Origin of the sequence: Rhizobium mongolense USDA 1844, assembly GCF_000419765.1 — a bacterium.
GTDB lineage: Bacteria > Pseudomonadota > Alphaproteobacteria > Rhizobiales > Rhizobiaceae > Rhizobium > Rhizobium mongolense.
The window spans coordinates 1-17658 of sequence record NZ_ATTQ01000050.1; the positions used below are offsets into that span (position 1 = coordinate 1).

Sequence of the window (17658 nt, forward strand, 5' to 3'; positions counted from 1 at the left end):
GTCCGAACTGGGCGGCAACATGCCCCATCGACATATATGTCTCGAAAGAGAGATCCCCCAATAGCTGCTTGTTCGTGGGGCAGCCGACGCACACGAGTGCCTCGTCGAACAATTTCGCTTTGGGATGCGCGCTCGACATGAACACGTCCGGAAGAATTAAAAAATCGACATCACCGCGCCGGAGAANCTCGTGGGGATCATCATCGAGAGGCAGCAACTCGAAGCTGACGCCGGGAGCCTCCCGGGCCANGCGCTCCACAACCCTCGCAAAGAACACGAGTATCATGAAATCGGAAAGGATGATCCTGAAACGGCGATCCGACTGGGCTGGGTTGATCGGATCCCAAGCAATGACGGAGAGCTGAATGTGGAGCAAGGCGTCGCGCACCGCTGGGGCAAGCGCCTCCGCACGTGGTGTCGGGACAAGTTCGCGACCCTGCATCGAAAACAGCTCGTCGCCGAAATAGGTGCGCAGTCGCGCGATAGCCGCGCTCATGGCCGGCTGACTGAGGTTGATCCTGCGTGCGGCGGCCGTGAGCTTGCGCTCAGTCATCAGCGCGTCGAGCGCGACGAGGAGGTTTAGATCTAGGCCTCTAAAACGCATGTGCGGCATCCATTGCGCAGATGATCGTTATCCAAACAATCAATTTTACCAATCTTGCAGAGTCCTATTAGAGAACTCTGAGGTTAATGAAATCAAGGTGCGGCGTGAGAAAAGTTTCAGAAGTAAAGGATGGGTTCGAATTCGGATCCGTCGCTTAAGCGCTCAGCGGTCCAGCGCTACAGTTTGTGTCCCCGGTGTGACTTGCCGGGTACTCACCGCTTCGACCGTGCTTTGAAGAAACAACACACTGGAGTTCTTACATGTCCTCAAAAGTGCAGTGGAAACTATGCTGGGAAAATCAGCTGGAACGGGCAGACCACCAGGAGCTCTCAGAGTTTTTTCGAAAAACTTATGGGCCAACAGGAGCGTTCCACGCGAAACCATTCGAGGGCGGCCGCAGTTGGGCCGGCGCGAGGCCGGAACGCCGCGCAATTGCTTACGACTCACTCGGGATAGCAAGCCACATGGGCGTATTGCGCCGTTTTATTAAGGTTGGTGAGACTGATCTGCTTGTGGCTGAACTGGGATTATACGGGGTGAGACCCGATCTGGAGCGAATGGGCATCGCTCACTCGGTAGGTGCTTTGTTTCCAAGTCTGCGGGAGCTTGGCGTCCCATTCGCCTTTGGTACGGTTCGGCACGCCATGCGGACCCACGTTGAGAGATATTGCCAAAACGGTATGGCTAGCATTTTGACGGGGGTTCGAGTGCGGTCGAGCATCGCAGAAGTGCATTCCGATCTCCCCTCCACGCGCACCGAGGACCCACTCGTCGTGGTATTCCCGGTTGGACGAACGATGAGCGACTGGCCGCCAGGCACATTGATTGAACGAAACGGACTGGAGCTATGAAGCGCGTCGATTATATATGCGAGGTGCCGAGTAACTGCGATGACGCGACCGAAGATCGTAGTATTTACTTGACGTTTGACGACGGCCCCAATCCATATTGCACGCCGGAAATCCTGAATGTGCTGGCTGAATATCGCGCGCCGGCGACTTTCTTCGTCATCGGTGCGTATGCGAAAAGCCAGCCGGAACTCATCCGACGGATTGTCGCGGAAGGTCACGAAGTGGCTAACCACACGATGACACACCCGGACCTGTCGACATGTGGACCTCTCGAAGTTGAACGCGAGATAATTGAGGCAAATGAGGCCATTATCGCCGCTTGTCCTCAGGCGGCCGTCCGACACATACGAGCACCTTACGGTGTCTGGAGCGAGGAAGTGCTTACAACATCGGCGTGCGCTGGGCTAACTGCGGTACATTGGTCGGCAGACCCGCGAGATTGGTCTCGCCCCGGCGCCAATGCGATTGTCGATGCAGTGATGGCCTCGGTTCGGCCCGGTGCAATCGTGCTGTTGCACGACGGATGTCCTCCCGACGAGTTGGGCCAATGCGCGGATACCTGTCTGCGTGACCAAACTCTCACGGCGCTTTCCCGTATCATCCCAGCGCTGCGTGAGCGTGGTTTTGCAATTCGTCCACTTCCCCCGCATAACTGAACAGACGAGAACCCATGTATCTGCTTGACACAACCAGCATCGCCGCTATCTCGATCTACGCGCTGCTCTCCACGGCTTACAAGAGCATGCAAGTCCTATATGCTCGCCCTTTAAACGGTCCAGCAGTGTCGGCAGCACCGATCGAGACCGGCCCTCTGCCAGCCGTGGATGTTATCGTCCCCAGTTTCAATGAGGATCCAGGCATCCTCTCGGCGTGCCTAGCGTCCATTGCAGACCAGGATTATCTTGGAGAACTCCGAGTCTACGTTGTTGACGACGGTTCTCGGAACCGAGAGGCTATCGTGTGTGTACATGATTCCTATGCGCGCGATCCGAGGTTCAGCTTCATTCTGCTCCCAGAGAACGTCGGAAAGCGGAAAGCACAGATCGCCGCGATAGGTCAATCCTCTGGGGATCTGGTGCTGAATGTGGACTCAGACAGCACCATCGCTTGCGACGTTGTCTCGAAGCTTGCCTCGAAGATGCGAGATCCAGAGGTCGGTGCGGCCATGGGCCAATTGACGGCTAGCAACAGAAGTGACACTTGGCTGACGCGATTAATCGACATGGAGTATTGGCTTGCCTGCAACGAAGAGCGCGCGGCACAGGCTCGTTTCGGTGCCGTTATGTGTTGCTGCGGCCCATGTGCTATGTACCGCAGGTCTGCGCTCGTTTCTTTGCTTGATCAGTACGAAACGCAACTGTTCCGCGGCAAACCAAGCGACTTCGGTGAGGATCGCCATCTGACGATCCTCATGTTGAAGGCAGGCTTTCGAACAGAGTATGTTCCTGACGCCATAGTGGCGACAGTTGTTCCGGATAGGCTGGGATCGTATCTGCGTCAACAACTGCGTTGGGCACGCAGCACGTTCCGTGACACATTTCTAGCGCTCCCTTTACTGCGCGGCCTCGACCGCTATCTCACGTTGGACGTGGTCGGGCAGAATGTCGGGCCACTGTTACTCGCCCTTTCCTTAGTGGCGGGACTGGCGCATTTCATAATGACGGCCACAGTGCCATGGTGGACAATTTTGATGATTGCATCCATGACCATGATACGCTGTAGCGTGGTAGCATTGCATTCTCGCCAACTTAGATTTCTTGGTTTCGTTCTGCACACACCCATCAACCTCTTTCTCTTACTTCCTTTAAAAGCTTATGCGTTGTGTACATTGTCGAATAGCGACTGGCTGTCACGCGACTCAGCGCCAAACGTACCAGTCAGCGGGGGAAAGCAGATCCCAATACAAAGCTCAGGGCTGGTGCCACCTGACTGCACTTGCAGCGGAAAGTGACAGTCGCATGAGGCAGGCAGTAAAAGATCAATTGTTAAATGGTCAAGACGTTCCGCGTCGGCTTGAGCTGAATCCGTTCGTGACGGAGGGCGACACGGGTCTAAGCGTTAAGACTTCCAAACCCGGCTCCATACCAACCGTTGCGATCGATCTTGCCAGCGTAACAAAGTCATACGGTGACAAGCCCGTAGTCAACGGACTGTCGTTCACTGTTGCGGCCGGTGAGTGCTTCGGTCTGTTAGGCCCGAACGGTGCGGGCAAAAGTACGATCACGCGTATGATCCTCGGCATGACAACGCCTGATAGTGGTGAGATCACGGTGCTCGGGGTGCCAGTGCCCTCGCGGGCTCGTTTGGCACGCATGGGTATCGGTGTAGTTCCGCAGTTCGACAACCTCGACTTTGAATTCACGGTGCGTGAGAACCTGCTGGTCTTCGGGCGCTATTTCCGGATGAGCACGCGCGAGATAGAAGCGGTCATCCCCTCGCTCCTTGAGTTTGCTCGCCTCGAAAGCAAGGCGGATGCTCGTGTTTCGGACCTATCTGGCGGCATGAAGCGGCGGCTGACACTTGCGCGTGCACTCATCAACGACCCCCAGCTCCTGATATTGGATGAGCCGACCACTGGACTTGACCCGCACGCACGTCACTTGATTTGGGAACGGCTGCGGTCGCTGTTGGCACTCGGCAAGACGATTCTCTTGACCACACATATCATGGAAGAGGCAGAGCGGTTGTGCGACCGGCTGTGCGTGCTCGAAGGAGGGCGCAAGATCGCCGAAGGCCGACCTCACGTGCTAATAGACGAGCACATCGGTTGCCAGGTGATTGAGATATACGGTGGGAATCCCCATGAGTTAAGTGCATTGGTCAGTCCGTATGCCCGCCACATCGAGGTGAGCGGCGAGACCGTCTTCTGTTATGCGCTCGACCCGAAGCAGGTGCGAGTCCAACTGGATGGGCGCGCAGGTGTGCGCTTTCTACAGCGTCCACCTAATCTTGAGGACGTTTTTTTACAGCTGACCGGGCGGGAACTGAAGGACTGAAGGATGTGGAAGCTTTATGCGGCGGCTCTGCCCGCCAACGGGTGGAATTGGATTGCCGTGTGGCGCCGCAACTATCTCGCATGGAAGAAGGCCGCGCTTGCGTCGATCCTTGGTAACCTCGCCGACCCATTGATTTACCTGTTCGGCCTGGGTGCTGGCTTGGGGGTGATGGTGGGGCGCGTTGACGGCGTTTCGTACATTGCATTTTTGTCGGCAGGAATGGTGGCGACAAGCGCTATGACTGCGTCGACTTTCGAAACGATCTACGCGACTTTCGCTCGCATGCGCGCTCAGCGCACCTGGGAAGCAATCCTTCACACACAGGTCACGATCGGCGATATCGTGCTCGGTGAGTTGGCGTGGGCAGCGACCAAGGCGTCTTTGGCGGGTACAGGAATTGGTATCGTCGCCGCTATGCTGGGCTACGCGGAATGGCCCTCCCTCCTTTATGCGCTGCCGGTCGTCGCCCTGACTGGCTTAGCGTTTGCGAGTCTGGCGATGATCGTCACGGCACTTGCGCCCAGCTACGAATATTTCATATTTTATCAGACGCTCGTCATAACACCGATGCTATTCCTGTCGGGCGCTGTCTTCCCGGTCGACCAGCTGCCTGTCGCTTTTCAACATGCAACGCGATTCTTGCCGCTGGCCCATTCGATCGATGTTATCCGTCCGATAATGCTCGGCAATCCGCTGGTCAATGTCGGTCTGCATATAGGCGCTCTTTGCTTCTATGCAGTAATACCGTTTTTCTTGTCGACCGCATTGCTCCGTCGGCGCCTAATGCCTTGACTCAAATTCGTCGCGACTTACGCCGTTTAGATCATGGATATCATCGTCATTAATCGGAAGCGTCGGTCGATCGGCATGGACGGTCTAGGCGCGCTTGCGTTTGGATAACTCATCCTCTGGATTGTTTGATAGCCGAGCGCGGGACGGCCATCCGGCGGAAACATCAATCGACGTGGATGCGCGGATGAGCTGCCCACCTCCTCATCTCGTGAAGTTGCTACACGCGGAGACCACCAGCGAGGCGCCGCAGAAGACGGCGAACATCCCCAGTGGGCGCATGGAAAGAGACTGAAAGAGGTTCGCTTCTGTATTTCGCAATTGAAAGCGGCGTCATTTGCCTTGCATCCTGCGGTCAAGGAATTCCTCGATCGCGAGCGCCAGGTCTGTCAGTTGATGGCCAACGGTACGTATGTGAAGTTCCGGGTTTTCCGGGGTTTCATAGGGCGAGGATACACCTGTGAAGTTCGCGATCTTACCTGCGAGCGCCTTCTCATAGAGGCCCTTCGGATCGCGGCGTGCGCACTCCTCGATCGGAGTGTCTACGAAGATCTCGATGAACTCGCCCTCCTCCATCAATTCCCGCGCCATTCGCCGCTCCTCGCGGAACGGTGAGATGAAGGACACGAGGACGATAAGACCGGCATCGGCCATGAGCTTCGCCACCTCCGCCACGCGGCGGATGTTCTCGACCCGATCCTCTTCGGTAAAGCCGAGATCCCGGTTGAGACCGTGACGCACATTGTCGCCATCGAGCACGTAGGTATGCTTGCCCTGGGCGTGAAGTATCCTGTCCAGCTCGTTAGCGATGGTCGATTTGCCGGAGCCCGAAAGCCCGGTGAACCAGAGAACGGCAGGAAGCTGGTTCTTCATGGCGCTGCGCGCGACCTTATTCACCTCGAGCGCATGCCAGTGGACGTTATCCGCGCGCCGAAGCGGAAAGTCGATCAACCCCGCGCCGACCGTGGCGTTCGTCACCCGGTCGACGATGATGAAATTGCCCGTGGCCCTATTGTCCTTGTAGGCGTCGAAAGCGATCGGCGTCTGTGTCGAGATGTTGCAGACACCCACTTCGTTCATCTGCAGCGACTTCGCTGCCTCGCGGACGAAGCTGTTGATGTTGACCTGATGCTTGAGTGCGGTGACCGTCGCACTGACGCTGTCCGTCTCCGTTCTCAAGATGTAGCTTCGTCCCGGCATCATCGGGCTCGCATCGAACCAGATCACATGCGCCTGGAATTGGTCGGCCACGAAGGGCCGGGCGCCAGGCGCCACTAGCATATTGCCGCGGGAGGCATCCACCTCGTCGGAAAGGACCAGCGTTACCGCCTCGCCCTCCCCTGCCGTCGCAAGCTCCCCGTCATAGGTCACGATCGCCTTGACCGAAGTGCTCTGTCCGGTTTTCGCGACGACGACCGGATCGCCCACGGAAATCCTGCCCCAAGAGATCTGACCCGCATAGCCGCGGAAGTCCGCGTTCGGCCGCACGACCATCTGAACCGGGAAACGGAAAGGCTTGGCCTGGTCCATCGGCTCAAGCTCTACCGTTTCAAGATATTCGAGCAGCGCGGCGCCTCTGTACCAGGGCGTATTGGGGGAAGCCGAGATGACGTTGTCGCCGTCTCTCGCTGAGATCGGTATCGGCCGGATGCTGGCAAAACCGAGCTCTTTTGCAAAAGCCATGTAGTCGGCGACGATCTCGTCGTAACCCTGTTGTCGAAAATCTACGAGATCGATCTTGTTAACGGCTAGCACCACATGGCGAATTCCGAGAAGCGAGGCGATATAGGAATGCCGTCGGGTCTGCTGAAGGATGCCCTGCCGGCTGTCGATGAGGATGATGGCGAGATCTGCCGTAGAGGCGCCGGTCACCATGTTGCGCGTATATTCCTCGTGGCCGGGCGTGTCGGCGACGATGAACTTGCGCTTGGACGTCGCGAAATAACGGTAGGCGACGTCGATGGTGATCCCTTGCTCGCGCTCAGCCTCGAGACCGTCGAGAAGCAGAGCGAGATCGATTTCCTCGCCGTTGGCAGCACCGGGAGAACCGACGCGCCCGAGGTTTGCAAGTTGGTCCTCGAAAATCAGCTTCGCATCATAGAGCAGTCGACCGATCAGGGTCGACTTGCCGTCGTCGACCGACCCGCATGTGATGAACCTCAGGATCGACTTGTTGTCGTGGTCGGCCAAATGCGCTTCAATGTCATGTGGCGGTATGGATTGAACAAATGACATCAGAAGTAGCCCTCCCGCTTCTTTTTCTCCATTGCCCCGACTTCATCAGAGTCGATCAGGCGGCTTTGCCGTTCAGACGTGCGCACCGTCAGCATTTCCCGCAATATGTCGGGAACCGTGGCAGCCTCGGACTCCATCGCCCCAGTCAGCGGATAGCAGCCAAGGGTACGGAAACGGACCTTGTGCTCGAGAACCTCCTCTTCGGGCTGGATCGGCATTCGCTCATCGTCGACCATGATCAGCATCCCGTCGCGCCGAACGACTGGCCGCCGAGCCGCGAAATAAAGCGGTACGATCGGAATGTCCTCGCGCAGGATGTATTGCCAGATGTCGAACTCGGTCCAGTTGGAGAGCGGGAAGACGCGCATCGTTTCGCCCTGCCCGACCCGCGTATTGTAGGTCTTCCACATCTCCGGGCGCTGACGCTTCGGATCCCAGCCGTGCTGGGCACTGCGGATGGAAAAGATACGCTCCTTGGCCCGTGATTTCTCCTCGTCCCGCCGCGCGCCCGCCAGCGCCGCGTCGAAACCGTATTTCTCCAGCGCCTGCCGCAGCCCCATCGTCTTCATGATGTGGGTGTGAACATTGGAGCCGTGCGTGGAGGGGCCGATGCCCTGATCGATCCCGTCCTGATTGACATGGACGAGCAGGTCGAAGCCCAGCTCCCGCGCCATTCGATCGCGGAATTCGATCATCTCCCGGAACTTCCATTTCGTATCGACGTGCAGGAACGAAAACGGCGGCTTGCCGGGGTAGAACGCCTTCATTGCCAGATGCAGCAATACGGAGGAGTCCTTGCCGATCGAATAAAGTGCTACCGGGTTGGAGAATGTTGCAACGACTTCTCGAATTGCGTGGATCGATTCGGCTTCAAGCCGCCGAAGATGAATAAGAGACATTTATGCCTTGTGCTCAGGGGACTCGTTCGAGTTACGCCTGCACCGACGAACTCGGACAGGCTGCAATGGTTGATTAGCCGGAACTTTTTTGCGGCGCCGGCTATCCGGTCGTTCAATGGAATCACGTCTCCTTCTTACCTACCTGAATGCCCGTTGCGTTGTGAACGCGGCCGACGCTTGCCGGGCAAGCGCTCGTCAGCTCCTACCTCGCTCAAGGCAGCTGCCCGCCAACACGCGAGGTCACCGACGGCAAGACGATGACGCCGTTGTACTTGGTGCTGGGCAAACGCTGCAGCAAAGCGTTTGCGTTAAGAGCCTGCGTGGGAGCGCACAAATACTCTTAGTTACCCCTTGTTTAGCATGCGAACTTTGGGGGCTGTATCGTTGCACCACCACGCAGCCATGCAGGTATCGGCACGAGCGCGATTGCGTCTTCATATGAGGCCACTGTCGGGCTGCTCTGCGTTTACTATTCATCGTAGATATTTCTGATAGGAGCGGAGTCCCACTCGCAGATTAATCCGTTGGGGCGATCTTGTTCACAGGTGCTCTGCCCCGCACCACTATGGCGTCTCAGCTTTTGGGCAGCGCAAGGGCCAATCTCTGATGGGCTCATCGCGCTGATAGGCTGGCGTTTGCGAGTGCAGCGCTCACCCGCCGTAAGCGCATGACCGTGCTCAAATCATTGCCATGCCGCCTCACGTGAATGGTCCGTCCGGTGACATAGGCAGTGTCATTTGAAGCCAGATAGGGACGGCGGACGCGACTTCGGCACTGGTGCCCATGCGATGGGTCGGAATCGGGACCATGATTGTCTCCTTCTGCTTGTGATTGAGCTTGTCCATCGCCGATTCGATGAACCGGGGCTACGCAGTTGACAGTGCTGTTTCGGACAGCGATCTCCTGCGCCAGCGACTTGGAAAAACCGATCATACCGGCCTTGGCGGCGCAGTAATCGGTCTGGCCAGGATTGCCGATGGCGCCCGCGACCGAGGTGACGTTGATGATCCGGCCATTCCGGCGGCGCATCATTTGCTTGCTTGGTGATGCCAGCATTGTTGACGAGGATGTCGACGCCTTCAAGATCGGCCTCCGCCCTCTGACCGAGCGCCTTGACTTCGCCCCGACTGGCCAGATTAGCTGGGAAAAGCTTGACCCGGTCCTCGAGCTCAGCAACCAGTGTATCCAGTTTTTCAACGCGGGTGCCGTGCAGGCCAACGACAGCGCCCTGCGCATGCAGCACGCGGGCGATCGCCCCACCGATGGCTCCCGATGCGCCGGTGACGAGCGCCTTACGGCCGTTCAATTCGAACATGTCTTATCCCCTTGTCAATTCAGTGATCTTTGACGTCACCGCGCAGAGTCCTCAGGTTCATAGTATCTTCCTCGCCGCAGCCGCCGGCAGCGATGTCGCGGCTGATGCGCGGGGTAGGCCAGACAGCACCTTGCCACCTCCGCTTTCGTCGAGGATACAGGCGCTCGAGAGGCGAACCGTTCCACCGCTGATGCCGGTACGCACTGGCAATCCCTCAACGACATCTCGCATAGATCCATGCGCCACCGGAAAAGCTGGCTCACATGAACGCCGGGCCGATCACGCGATCTCCGAAACGCTAGGCCCAGCTTCAACCGCGGCCAGACCAGCCGCTCCTTCTCCTGACGAGACCGGCGCCCGACGCCTCTCGACGCACGTAATCACCTTTAATCTGATACAACCTAACAAGGCTTCTCGTGCCCATTCAAGAGGTGAACCTACAGGATCAACTCACATGACTTTTACAGCTGCTTGAATGCCAGAACAGCGTTCGTGCCGCCCATGGCGAAGGCGTTACTCATCGCGACGCGCACTTTGCGCTCACGCGGTATGTTGGGCGTGACGTCCAGATCGCAATCGGGATCTGGCTCAAGATAGTTGGCGGTTGGTGGCACGACGCCTTCTTGGATCGCCATCACGCAGGCGATCATTTCAAGCGCACTCGCTGCGCCGAGGCAATGCGCGTGGGTGGACTTGGTGGAAGAGACGGACATCGAATAAGCATGGTCTCCGAAGACCCGCTTGATCGCTGCGGTTTCGATTTGATCGTTAGCCTTGGTGCCGGTGCCGTGCGCGTTGAGGTAGTCCACGTCTTGGGCGTTCAGTCCCGCATCGGCAAGGCAAGCGCGCATCGCCGACTCCGGCCCATGGACAGCCGGTGCGGCGATGTGGAAGGCGTCGGCGGAAAGGCCAACACCGGCGACCTCGGCAAGTATCGTAGCACCGCGGGCAGCGGCATGTTCATAGCTTTCCAGCACGGCCATGCCCGCACCCTCGCCGAGTACCACGCCCTTCCTGTCGGCGGAGAAGGGTCGGCAAGTGTCCGGAGCGAGTACGCGCATAGTTTCCCATGCCTTCAGCACAATCCAGACCAGTGGGGCATCGCTGCCTCCGGCAAGCATGACGTCGGCCCGACCGCACTTGATCTGGTCTACCGCCGAAGCGATCGCATGGTTGGCGGAGGCACATGCGGAGGTAACGCCGAAGACCGGCCCGCGCAGGCCGAGGCTCATACTGACCTGGCAGGCGGCGGCACTCGGCATCGCTTTTACAATAGTGAAGAGCTCAGTGCGAGTCGCTCCGCCTAGAAGTAGGGTGCGGTAGGCTTTTTCGGTCGCGTCCCATCCCCCGGAGCCAACGCCCACTGTGGCGCCGAACCGAAGGGCATTTCCTTCATTGCAGGAAAGTCCGGCCTGACGCATGGCTTCGTGCGCTGCAAGCACGGCAAGCACACTAAAACGATCCATTGAGACGAGCTGCTTGCGGTCGATGTCGTGCTCAGGGAGCGCCTTGATCTCAGCCCCGACTATGCCCTTCAGCCCGTGAAGCTCTGAATTGAGAAGCGGACCAATGGCGGAGCGGCCTTCGCGCATCTCTTTCCAGATAGAGGCGGCGTTGGTGCCTAGCCCGCAAAGCCCGCCCATTCCGGTGATGACAACTCTCCTGTCCATTCAAGCCCCCTTAGTGCGCAAACCGCGGATGGCTTCCACCACGTCGCCGACGTTCTGCAAATTCGACCAGGCCTCGGCCGTGTTCATCTCGATCTTAATATCGTAGGCCTGTTCCAAGTCCCAGAGGATGTCTGCCAAACCAAGCGAATCGACACCTATCGAGGTCAATTCCGTGGCAGCCGTTAATTCGCCGACAATCGATGCGGTCCCTCGATGGCCGCTCTCTAATTCGACGCGTTTCTTGATTATGGCAATGATTTGAGTTGTGAGCTGATCAGTCATTCTGTTCCTTTCCATTCAGCTTGTTTTGACGTGGACGCGGCTCAACTCCTGAGACGGGCCGCGTCGCGAAAATAGCCATTAAGCTTGTGCAACCGACAAAGCCCAATGCTCATAGGAGCCGCTGGAAATCCGGCTGGTCTGCGCCGAAGGCTTCGATGACGAAGAACATCATTGGCCTCAATCGTGTGGAGCTTGTGCTATGAATTAGTGGGATTGGTAAAATCGATTGTTTGGATGTAGGCCATCTGTGCAATGGATAGCTGAAGAGCACATTGACCTTCTTGGGCGTAGGTCTAACGAGATCTCACAGATATGTGATACATTCGAGAAGCATAACCGAAACCACTTGCCATGAACCATACCAACTGACACTTTTGTCACTTTGCCAGCCAGCGCCGTGTTCGCGCTTCATCCATGACGTCTCCTCAGCTGTCGAAGATTCGGCTATGCGGCTCGCTAACCATATTTACCGCGTGGATGCATGTCATAGATACAATCAATTTTACCCATCTGGCCAAACGCGATTAGAAGGCTTGCTTTAATCCGATGCAGGGCCGCGCCAGCCTGATTTAGATGAGGAGAAGAGGCGGAGGCGCCGGCGCAACGGGCCCAACACAACCAAACGAGAAGGTCTAGCTCTGACGAGGTCAGGATCAAGGCCGGCACACGATGATCCGCACTTGGGAACAGCGCCGGCCTCCCCAGACTGGACGAGCCTATGGATAGCCTGGAACGACCGCTGTAAAATGGAGACACGCTGAATGACCCAATCCACACTGTCGCCTGAACCATTTGCAATCCTTGCGATGCCAAGGACCGGTACTCACTACTTGGAAGAATGTTTAAACGAGCATCCGAATGTGTTGAGCAACGGTGAATTGCTCAACACATACGACACGAACTGGCCTGATCAGGAACGCCTGCTACTCAGCGATCGCGAGCTCCTTGAACGTGCCTTCATGCGCTATCCCCTACGAAGCGACAAGAAGGTGACGCATGTGGGCTGCAAGATCAACGAACCTCAGTTTCAAGAGCGTCCAGGTTTTTTTGCCGAGCTGGCCGCTTGGCCAGGCCTTAAGATTATCCTTGTGATTCGAAGAAACACATTAGAATCGCTGAGATCGCTTGTGCAGGCAAGGCAAACCCGCCAGTGGCTTAAGTTCGATTCGGACAATGCGGCGCCACCGCCACCAGTGACGTTATCAGTCGCCACCTGCGAAGCCTACTTCAAAGCTGCCGACGATTTCCACGCTCGCGTGGTGAACGCCGTTGATTCAAGCAAGATACATTTAATCGAGTACGAGAGGCTTCTTCGCGATCCCCACGCTTGCGTGGCAACGATCTTAGATTTCCTCGGGGCTTCCGCGCTGCAGCTTTCCGATCGCGGCATTCTTCGGCGTCAAGAAATGCGTCCATTGGACCAAACGGTACGGAACTTTCATGAGTTGCGGGTTCATTTCGCACATGGACCTTACGCGAGGTATTTCGAACTTGGTAACGAGCTGGCTCGGTTTGTCTGAACAGTTCCCGGCGTTTGACCGCTGCTTGCCCGTATCGAACACGGCGAGCGCATTGCAACAATGATCGCGACCCGCGACGGCGCAACCTATACGTTTGATATCCGCCTTCAGGGGGAGAAGGAAACGGTTTTTCTCGACATTTGATTAGCAGGTAATACCAAGCCTCAATAATCCCGGCTCTCGGATTCCCAAAAACCGACGAATCTGAATCGATGGCGCAAACAGGAGGTTTGCGATGGGTTCAGCGATTATGTTGCGGTCAGACTTCGACGGGGATGGGCTGCGTCTTCTGGCACGGCAGACAAAGGATGCCAGCCAGGCGCGCCGGCTGTTGGCGCTGGCGTCGATTTATGATGGTGGCTCTCGTGCGGATGCTGCTCGGCTCGGCAGCGTCACGGTGCAGATCGTGCGTGACTGGGTGGTGCGGTTCAACGCGCGTGGCCCAGACGGTTTGATCAAGGCAAGGCTCCGGGCAAACCATCGTTACTGAAAGACGATCAACGTGCGGCCTTGGCACAAGCCATCGAGCGTGGTCCCACACCCTATCTCGATGGCGTCGTGCGCTGGCGTCTGTGCGATCTGGCCCAATGGCTTTGGGAGGAATTCCGTGTCTCGGTGAGCGAGCAGACCTTGGGCCGCGAAGTGCGCTCGATGGCTACCGCAAACTCTCAGCTCGCCCGAGGCATCATGCGCAGGATGCCGAGGCAGCCGAGGCATTTAAATGGCAAAACCAGCGCGCACCAATCGCCGACCTTGCCAACCTCTTTTCGCTGATCACCGGCAGCCTGGGAAAGATGGGCCAGGACATCGCCCTTCTGGCGCAGGCGGGTGGAGAGATCGAACTTGCTGGCGGCGTAAGATCGTCAGCCATGGTGCACAAGCAGAATGCGGTCGGCGCCGAAACGCTTGTCGCATTTTCCCGCTTCAACGCCGCCCAACTTTCAGCCATCCACCAAGCGCTTGTTCACGAACAGGAACGTTCGGGTGCCGCCTGGACACTTGAATGGCTCGTGCTGCCGCAGATGGTCATGGCGACCGCCGGCGCCCTGCGGCTTGCGCGTGAGTTGACCGGCAATATCCTGCGCCTGGGGGGCTCGTAGACAGGCTTCCTTCCTCACCCTTCGTCGCAGCCTCGGGCAGATGGGTAACATAATGCGCCAGTTATGAATTACCGAATTTATTTCATTTTACATTACCGTTTCGCATGACACACTGACGAGAAATTTAGCTGCGCGCTAACCCGGCGGTGGAGTCCGCCGTGAAATAAGGGGAGAGGAAAGATGAAACAGCTGGTTCTGGCCGCTGCGGCGGCGATCGTCATGGGTACCGCCGCCTGTGCGCATTGCCTCGCCTGAACTGCTCCCTAAAATCGGTGTGTTGCCTCAGCTAGTTTGCTCCCGAAGAAACGACCTCAGGAGCTATGATGAGGAAGGTAAGCATGGCGACACGGGCGGAATTGGTGACGGCGATCAGTGGACGCTACGTTTTAGGCGGGCGGGCCGAGAAGGCGAGGATGTTGGACGAGTTCGTGGCTCTCACGGGCTTTCATCGCAAACACGCGAGGAGACTGCGAGCCTGCGAAGAATGGGCCTCGGCCCGGGCGGCGGGTTTACGGCAATATGGATAGCGACACGCGTCGGCAATTGTTGGCGATGAGCGCAGCGACGATTGATCGCGTCCTCAAGGACATTAAGGTGCGTGCCGCCGGGGCGCGGCGCCGGAAAGCATCAACGGCGATAAGGCGGAGTGTTCCCGTTCGGACTTTCTCGGATTGGGATGATCCCGCACCCGGCTTTGTCGAGGCGGATCTCGTTTCTCACTCCGGCTCCTACGCGAAGGGTGCTTTCTCGCAAACGCTGGTGTTAACCGATATCGCCACGGGTGGGACGAATGCGCGCCACTGCTGGTTCGTGACCAAACGGTACTGATCACAGCATTGGCGGAACTGCGCAAATTGCTGCCGTTCCCGCTGCTGGGCTTCGACACCGACAACGACAGCGTCTTCATGAACGAGAGTGTTCATGAATACTGCTTGCGCGATAATATCGAACTCACCCGTTGCCGCCCCTACCGGAAGAACGACCAGGCATTTGTCGAGCAGGAATGGCGCGATCGTGCGTAAGATCGTCGGATACCGGCGCTTCGAGGGACTGCAGGCCACACGAGAGCTAGCCAAGCTATATTCATCAATGCGGTTGTTCATCAATTTCTTACAGCCATCATTTAAGTTGAAAGAAAAGCATCGTGACGGAGCCAAGGTGATCAAGCGGTATCACCCGCCCCGCCACGCCCTATCAGCGGCTGCTTGACGATGCGCGCACGCCGGAGGATACGCGCCTTCGCCTCAAGGCGATGTACCTGACGTTCGATCCGGTCCGGCTGCTGCGCGACATACGCCTGGCACAAGAGAGATTTGGTCGAAATCGCTGACAAGCCGGATGGTTCCCCTGCCACCGACGGCGAGGCATTGCCGCTGGAAGACTTTCTGTCGGGGTTACGGATTGCTTGGCGTGGCGGTGAAGTGAAACCGACCGCCCGCGCCAAGCCGGCGGCCAAGCGAGAGCGGCGGAGGCCCGATCCTCTGCTCGCCGTCACTGCCGAGCTGGAGGAATGGTTCGAGGCGAAGCCCTGGCGAACGTCACGAGAGTTGCTTGAACGCCAGCAGGTCAAATACCCCGGCGTATATCCCGACGGCCTCATTCGGACCGTGCAGCGTCGAATGAAGATCTGGCGCAGTGCGCAAGCCAATGCGTTGGTGTTCGGGCCATTCGCCGATGCCGCACGGCCGGCGGAAATTGTTCATTTCTGAGCAATACAGAATCGGCAGAGGCTGGATCTCGGGAACAAGCAGTCAGGCAATCGAGAACATTCGAGTGAGGCAACGGCATTGTTCTTTGGGAACACTCTTGGGTGAGGCGATATGAGTCTCACCTTGTTTGCCGCTGCGCCGTCGAGTCCGGCACGCGCCTGCATCGGCAAACCGCTCGGGGACGCCGACAAGTCGCCGCCCTTAACCCAATGCATTTATTGCCGATTCTAATCATTCCATGATCATGAGGGAACAGCTGTCCATAATCAAGTGCTTAATCGTGTTTTAGCCGATGATTACCAGACCGTCCGCTAGATGCTTTGTGACCGTCTACCATGCCGTTGATTTGCATCTCGCTAGAATGAGTTTCAACCATACCCAGGGCGCATGATGGGATACGGACTTTGCATGGCATGGGCTGACCGGTGGGCACTAGTATGGCCATCTCTTGATCTGACTCGGAGCGATTCCATTGATGCACTCAGGAAAATCGCGGAGAGAAGTCGCTGCCACGGCAGATGTTCTCACTCCGAACGTGGCGGACTGGTTGTCCGCGGGGTCCTCGTCCTCGGCCGCCGCGATCCCGCCGAAATTCGAGTGGCGCAACACCAATGACATCTGCCCGCCTGGTATGCCCAAGAGGCTGCTGACGAAGCAGGGTCCGGAGGCCCTCATCTGTCCGGAGGCGGATTCGATCCCGCGGGCCCGTAGGAACGAACCCGACGCGAGCCCTGAATGGCAGGGATTTTCACGGTCCTCTGGTGTTTTTTTCAACGACGGGCAAAGAAAAGGCCAAGCGAGGGCCTGTATGAGGTAGCGCGGACTGGCTCATCGATGATCCGCAGCTGGTGGCCGCCTGCCAGGGTTTGCCGGTGAAATTGGCGCCTAAGATGCTCGCTCCCCCTACAAGCTTTGGGGAGCGAGCTGCACCACAATCCGTTTCGCACGTAAAGTACGTCCTGAAGGTGATCCGTAGGCGCATGTCAGGAAAGCTCGACAGAACGAACTGACGCTTTGTCGGTTTCCGCGGCCTTAAGCTCGGCCGGGTCTTCGAGAGGCCGTGGCTCCCTTCGTCGGAGCTGTCCTGCCGTGATGCCGAGGTCTATTCGGCAAAATGTTGGCCTGAACTAATCGTTCGGATGGTGACCTTCCTTACTATGGATACATATGAAGATATGCGTTTCAAAGGCCTTGATCTGAATCTCCTCGTCGCAATCGACGCACTGATGACCAAGCGAAGCGTGACCGCAGCGGCGCGCAGCATCAACCTCAGTCAGTCGGCCATGAGCGCGGCTATCGCGCGACTGCGCACCTATTTCGGCGACGAGCTGTTTTCGATGCAGGGTCGCGAACTTGTCCCGACACCGCGTGCAGAGGCGCTTGCCCCAGCGGTGCGCGACGCCCTGCTCCACATTCAGCTCTCCGTCATTACTTGGGATCCGATCAACCCAGCCCAGTCGGATCGCCGTTTCAGGATCATCCTTTCCGATTTCATGATACTCGTGTTCTTTGCGAGGGTTGTGGAGCGCNTGGCCCGGGAGGCTCCCGGCGTCAGCTTCGAGTTGCTGCCTCTCGATGATGATCCCCACGAGNTTCTCCGGCGCGGTGATGTCGATTTTTTAATTCTTCCGGACGTGTTCATGTCGAGCGCGCATCCCAAAGCGAAATTGTTCGACGAGGCACTCGTG

General features: G+C 57.6%; 12 protein-coding genes and 4 pseudogenes. 10 read left to right on the forward strand and 6 right to left on the reverse strand.

The annotated features are described in order from the left end of the window. Positions 1–604: LysR family transcriptional regulator (locus A3C3_RS0135605; RefSeq protein WP_028740283.1), on the reverse strand; the 604-nt coding region annotated here is incomplete at its 3' end. A gap of 260 nt (positions 605–864) precedes the next feature. Here A3C3_RS0135605 and A3C3_RS0135610 point away from each other — a divergent pair. Genes A3C3_RS0135610 through A3C3_RS0135630 form a run of 5 tightly spaced genes read left to right on the forward strand, consistent with a single transcriptional unit; the run spans position 865 to position 5243 of the window. After that, positions 865–1455, forward strand: coding sequence for a NodA family N-acyltransferase (locus tag A3C3_RS0135610; protein WP_022719257.1), 591 nt, complete (start codon positions 865–867; stop codon positions 1453–1455). Continuing rightward, positions 1452–2111 (forward strand): chitooligosaccharide deacetylase NodB, encoded by a 660-nt coding sequence (gene nodB / locus A3C3_RS0135615; RefSeq protein ID WP_022719258.1) that lies wholly within the window; start codon positions 1452–1454, stop codon positions 2109–2111. Before A3C3_RS0135610 ends, nodB begins: the two co-directional genes overlap by 4 nt. A gap of 14 nt (positions 2112–2125) precedes the next feature. Next, positions 2126–3406 (forward strand): chitooligosaccharide synthase NodC, encoded by a 1281-nt coding sequence (gene nodC / locus A3C3_RS0135620; protein WP_022719259.1) that lies wholly within the window; start codon positions 2126–2128, stop codon positions 3404–3406. Between the two features lie 7 nt (positions 3407–3413). Beyond that, entirely contained in the window at positions 3414–4451 is a 1038-nt protein-coding gene (nodI, locus tag A3C3_RS0135625; protein WP_022719260.1) for a nodulation factor ABC transporter ATP-binding protein NodI, read from the forward strand. A 3-nt stretch (positions 4452–4454) separates the two neighbouring features. Further along, positions 4455–5243, forward strand: a complete 789-nt coding sequence (locus A3C3_RS0135630) for an ABC transporter permease (protein ID WP_022719261.1) — start codon at positions 4455–4457, stop codon at positions 5241–5243. A gap of 330 nt (positions 5244–5573) precedes the next feature. On the opposite strand, the gene nodQ is transcribed toward A3C3_RS0135630, so the two are convergent. The 5 genes and pseudogenes from nodQ to A3C3_RS0135660 all read right to left on the reverse strand — a co-directional run bounded on the left by nodQ (position 5574) and on the right by A3C3_RS0135660 (position 11641). Continuing rightward, on the reverse strand, positions 5574–7475 hold the full coding sequence (gene nodQ, locus A3C3_RS0135635; protein WP_022719262.1) for a bifunctional sulfate adenylyltransferase/adenylyl-sulfate kinase NodQ: 1902 nt from the start codon (positions 7473–7475) through the stop codon (positions 5574–5576). Then, positions 7475–8374 (reverse strand): sulfate adenylyltransferase subunit CysD, encoded by a 900-nt coding sequence (cysD, locus tag A3C3_RS0135640; protein WP_022719263.1) that lies wholly within the window; start codon positions 8372–8374, stop codon positions 7475–7477. The genes nodQ and cysD overlap by 1 nt, the downstream gene beginning before the upstream one ends. Before the next feature lie 612 nt (positions 8375–8986). Beyond that, positions 8987–9689: pseudogene (locus A3C3_RS44675) on the reverse strand (SDR family NAD(P)-dependent oxidoreductase). Between the two features lie 461 nt (positions 9690–10150). Further along, on the reverse strand, positions 10151–11359 hold the full coding sequence (locus tag A3C3_RS0135655) for a beta-ketoacyl-[acyl-carrier-protein] synthase family protein (protein ID WP_022719266.1): 1209 nt from the start codon (positions 11357–11359) through the stop codon (positions 10151–10153). Further along, positions 11360–11641 (reverse strand): acyl carrier protein, encoded by a 282-nt coding sequence (locus A3C3_RS0135660; RefSeq protein ID WP_022719267.1) that lies wholly within the window; start codon positions 11639–11641, stop codon positions 11360–11362. Positions 11642–12402: 761 nt separating this feature from the next. Between A3C3_RS0135660 and A3C3_RS0135665 the strand changes: the two genes are divergently transcribed. From A3C3_RS0135665 to A3C3_RS0135705, 5 genes and pseudogenes are all read left to right on the forward strand, one after another. Continuing rightward, a complete protein-coding gene (locus A3C3_RS0135665; protein WP_022719268.1) occupies positions 12403–13161 on the forward strand; it encodes a sulfotransferase in 759 nt (252 codons plus the stop codon). An 18-nt stretch (positions 13162–13179) separates the two neighbouring features. Next, positions 13180–13305, forward strand: a pseudogene (locus A3C3_RS44680) (protocatechuate 3,4-dioxygenase subunit alpha); the annotation flags it as partial. A gap of 91 nt (positions 13306–13396) precedes the next feature. Further along, positions 13397–14261, forward strand: a pseudogene (locus A3C3_RS48335) (winged helix-turn-helix domain-containing protein). A 323-nt stretch (positions 14262–14584) separates the two neighbouring features. After that, positions 14585–15970: pseudogene (locus A3C3_RS42270) on the forward strand (transposase). A gap of 1175 nt (positions 15971–17145) precedes the next feature. Continuing rightward, positions 17146–17658 (forward strand): LysR family transcriptional regulator (locus A3C3_RS0135705; RefSeq protein ID WP_028740285.1); only part of this gene is annotated, 513 nt, incomplete at its 3' end.

Coding starts and splice junctions, on each gene's coding strand:
- nodC (WP_022719259.1), top strand. CDS start 2,126: ATGTATCTGCTTGACACAACCAGCATCGCCGCTATCTCGATCTACGCG.
- A3C3_RS0135610 (WP_022719257.1), top strand. CDS start 865: ATGTCCTCAAAAGTGCAGTGGAAACTATGCTGGGAAAATCAGCTGGAA.
- A3C3_RS0135630 (WP_022719261.1), top strand. CDS start 4,455: ATGTGGAAGCTTTATGCGGCGGCTCTGCCCGCCAACGGGTGGAATTGG.
- nodQ (WP_022719262.1), bottom strand. CDS start 7,475: ATGTCATTTGTTCAATCCATACCGCCACATGACATTGAAGCGCATTTG.
- A3C3_RS0135655 (WP_022719266.1), bottom strand. CDS start 11,359: ATGGACAGGAGAGTTGTCATCACCGGAATGGGCGGGCTTTGCGGGCTA.
- A3C3_RS0135665 (WP_022719268.1), top strand. CDS start 12,403: ATGACCCAATCCACACTGTCGCCTGAACCATTTGCAATCCTTGCGATG.
- nodI (WP_022719260.1), top strand. CDS start 3,414: ATGAGGCAGGCAGTAAAAGATCAATTGTTAAATGGTCAAGACGTTCCG.
- nodB (WP_022719258.1), top strand. CDS start 1,452: ATGAAGCGCGTCGATTATATATGCGAGGTGCCGAGTAACTGCGATGAC.
- A3C3_RS0135660 (WP_022719267.1), bottom strand. CDS start 11,641: ATGACTGATCAGCTCACAACTCAAATCATTGCCATAATCAAGAAACGC.
- cysD (WP_022719263.1), bottom strand. CDS start 8,374: ATGTCTCTTATTCATCTTCGGCGGCTTGAAGCCGAATCGATCCACGCA.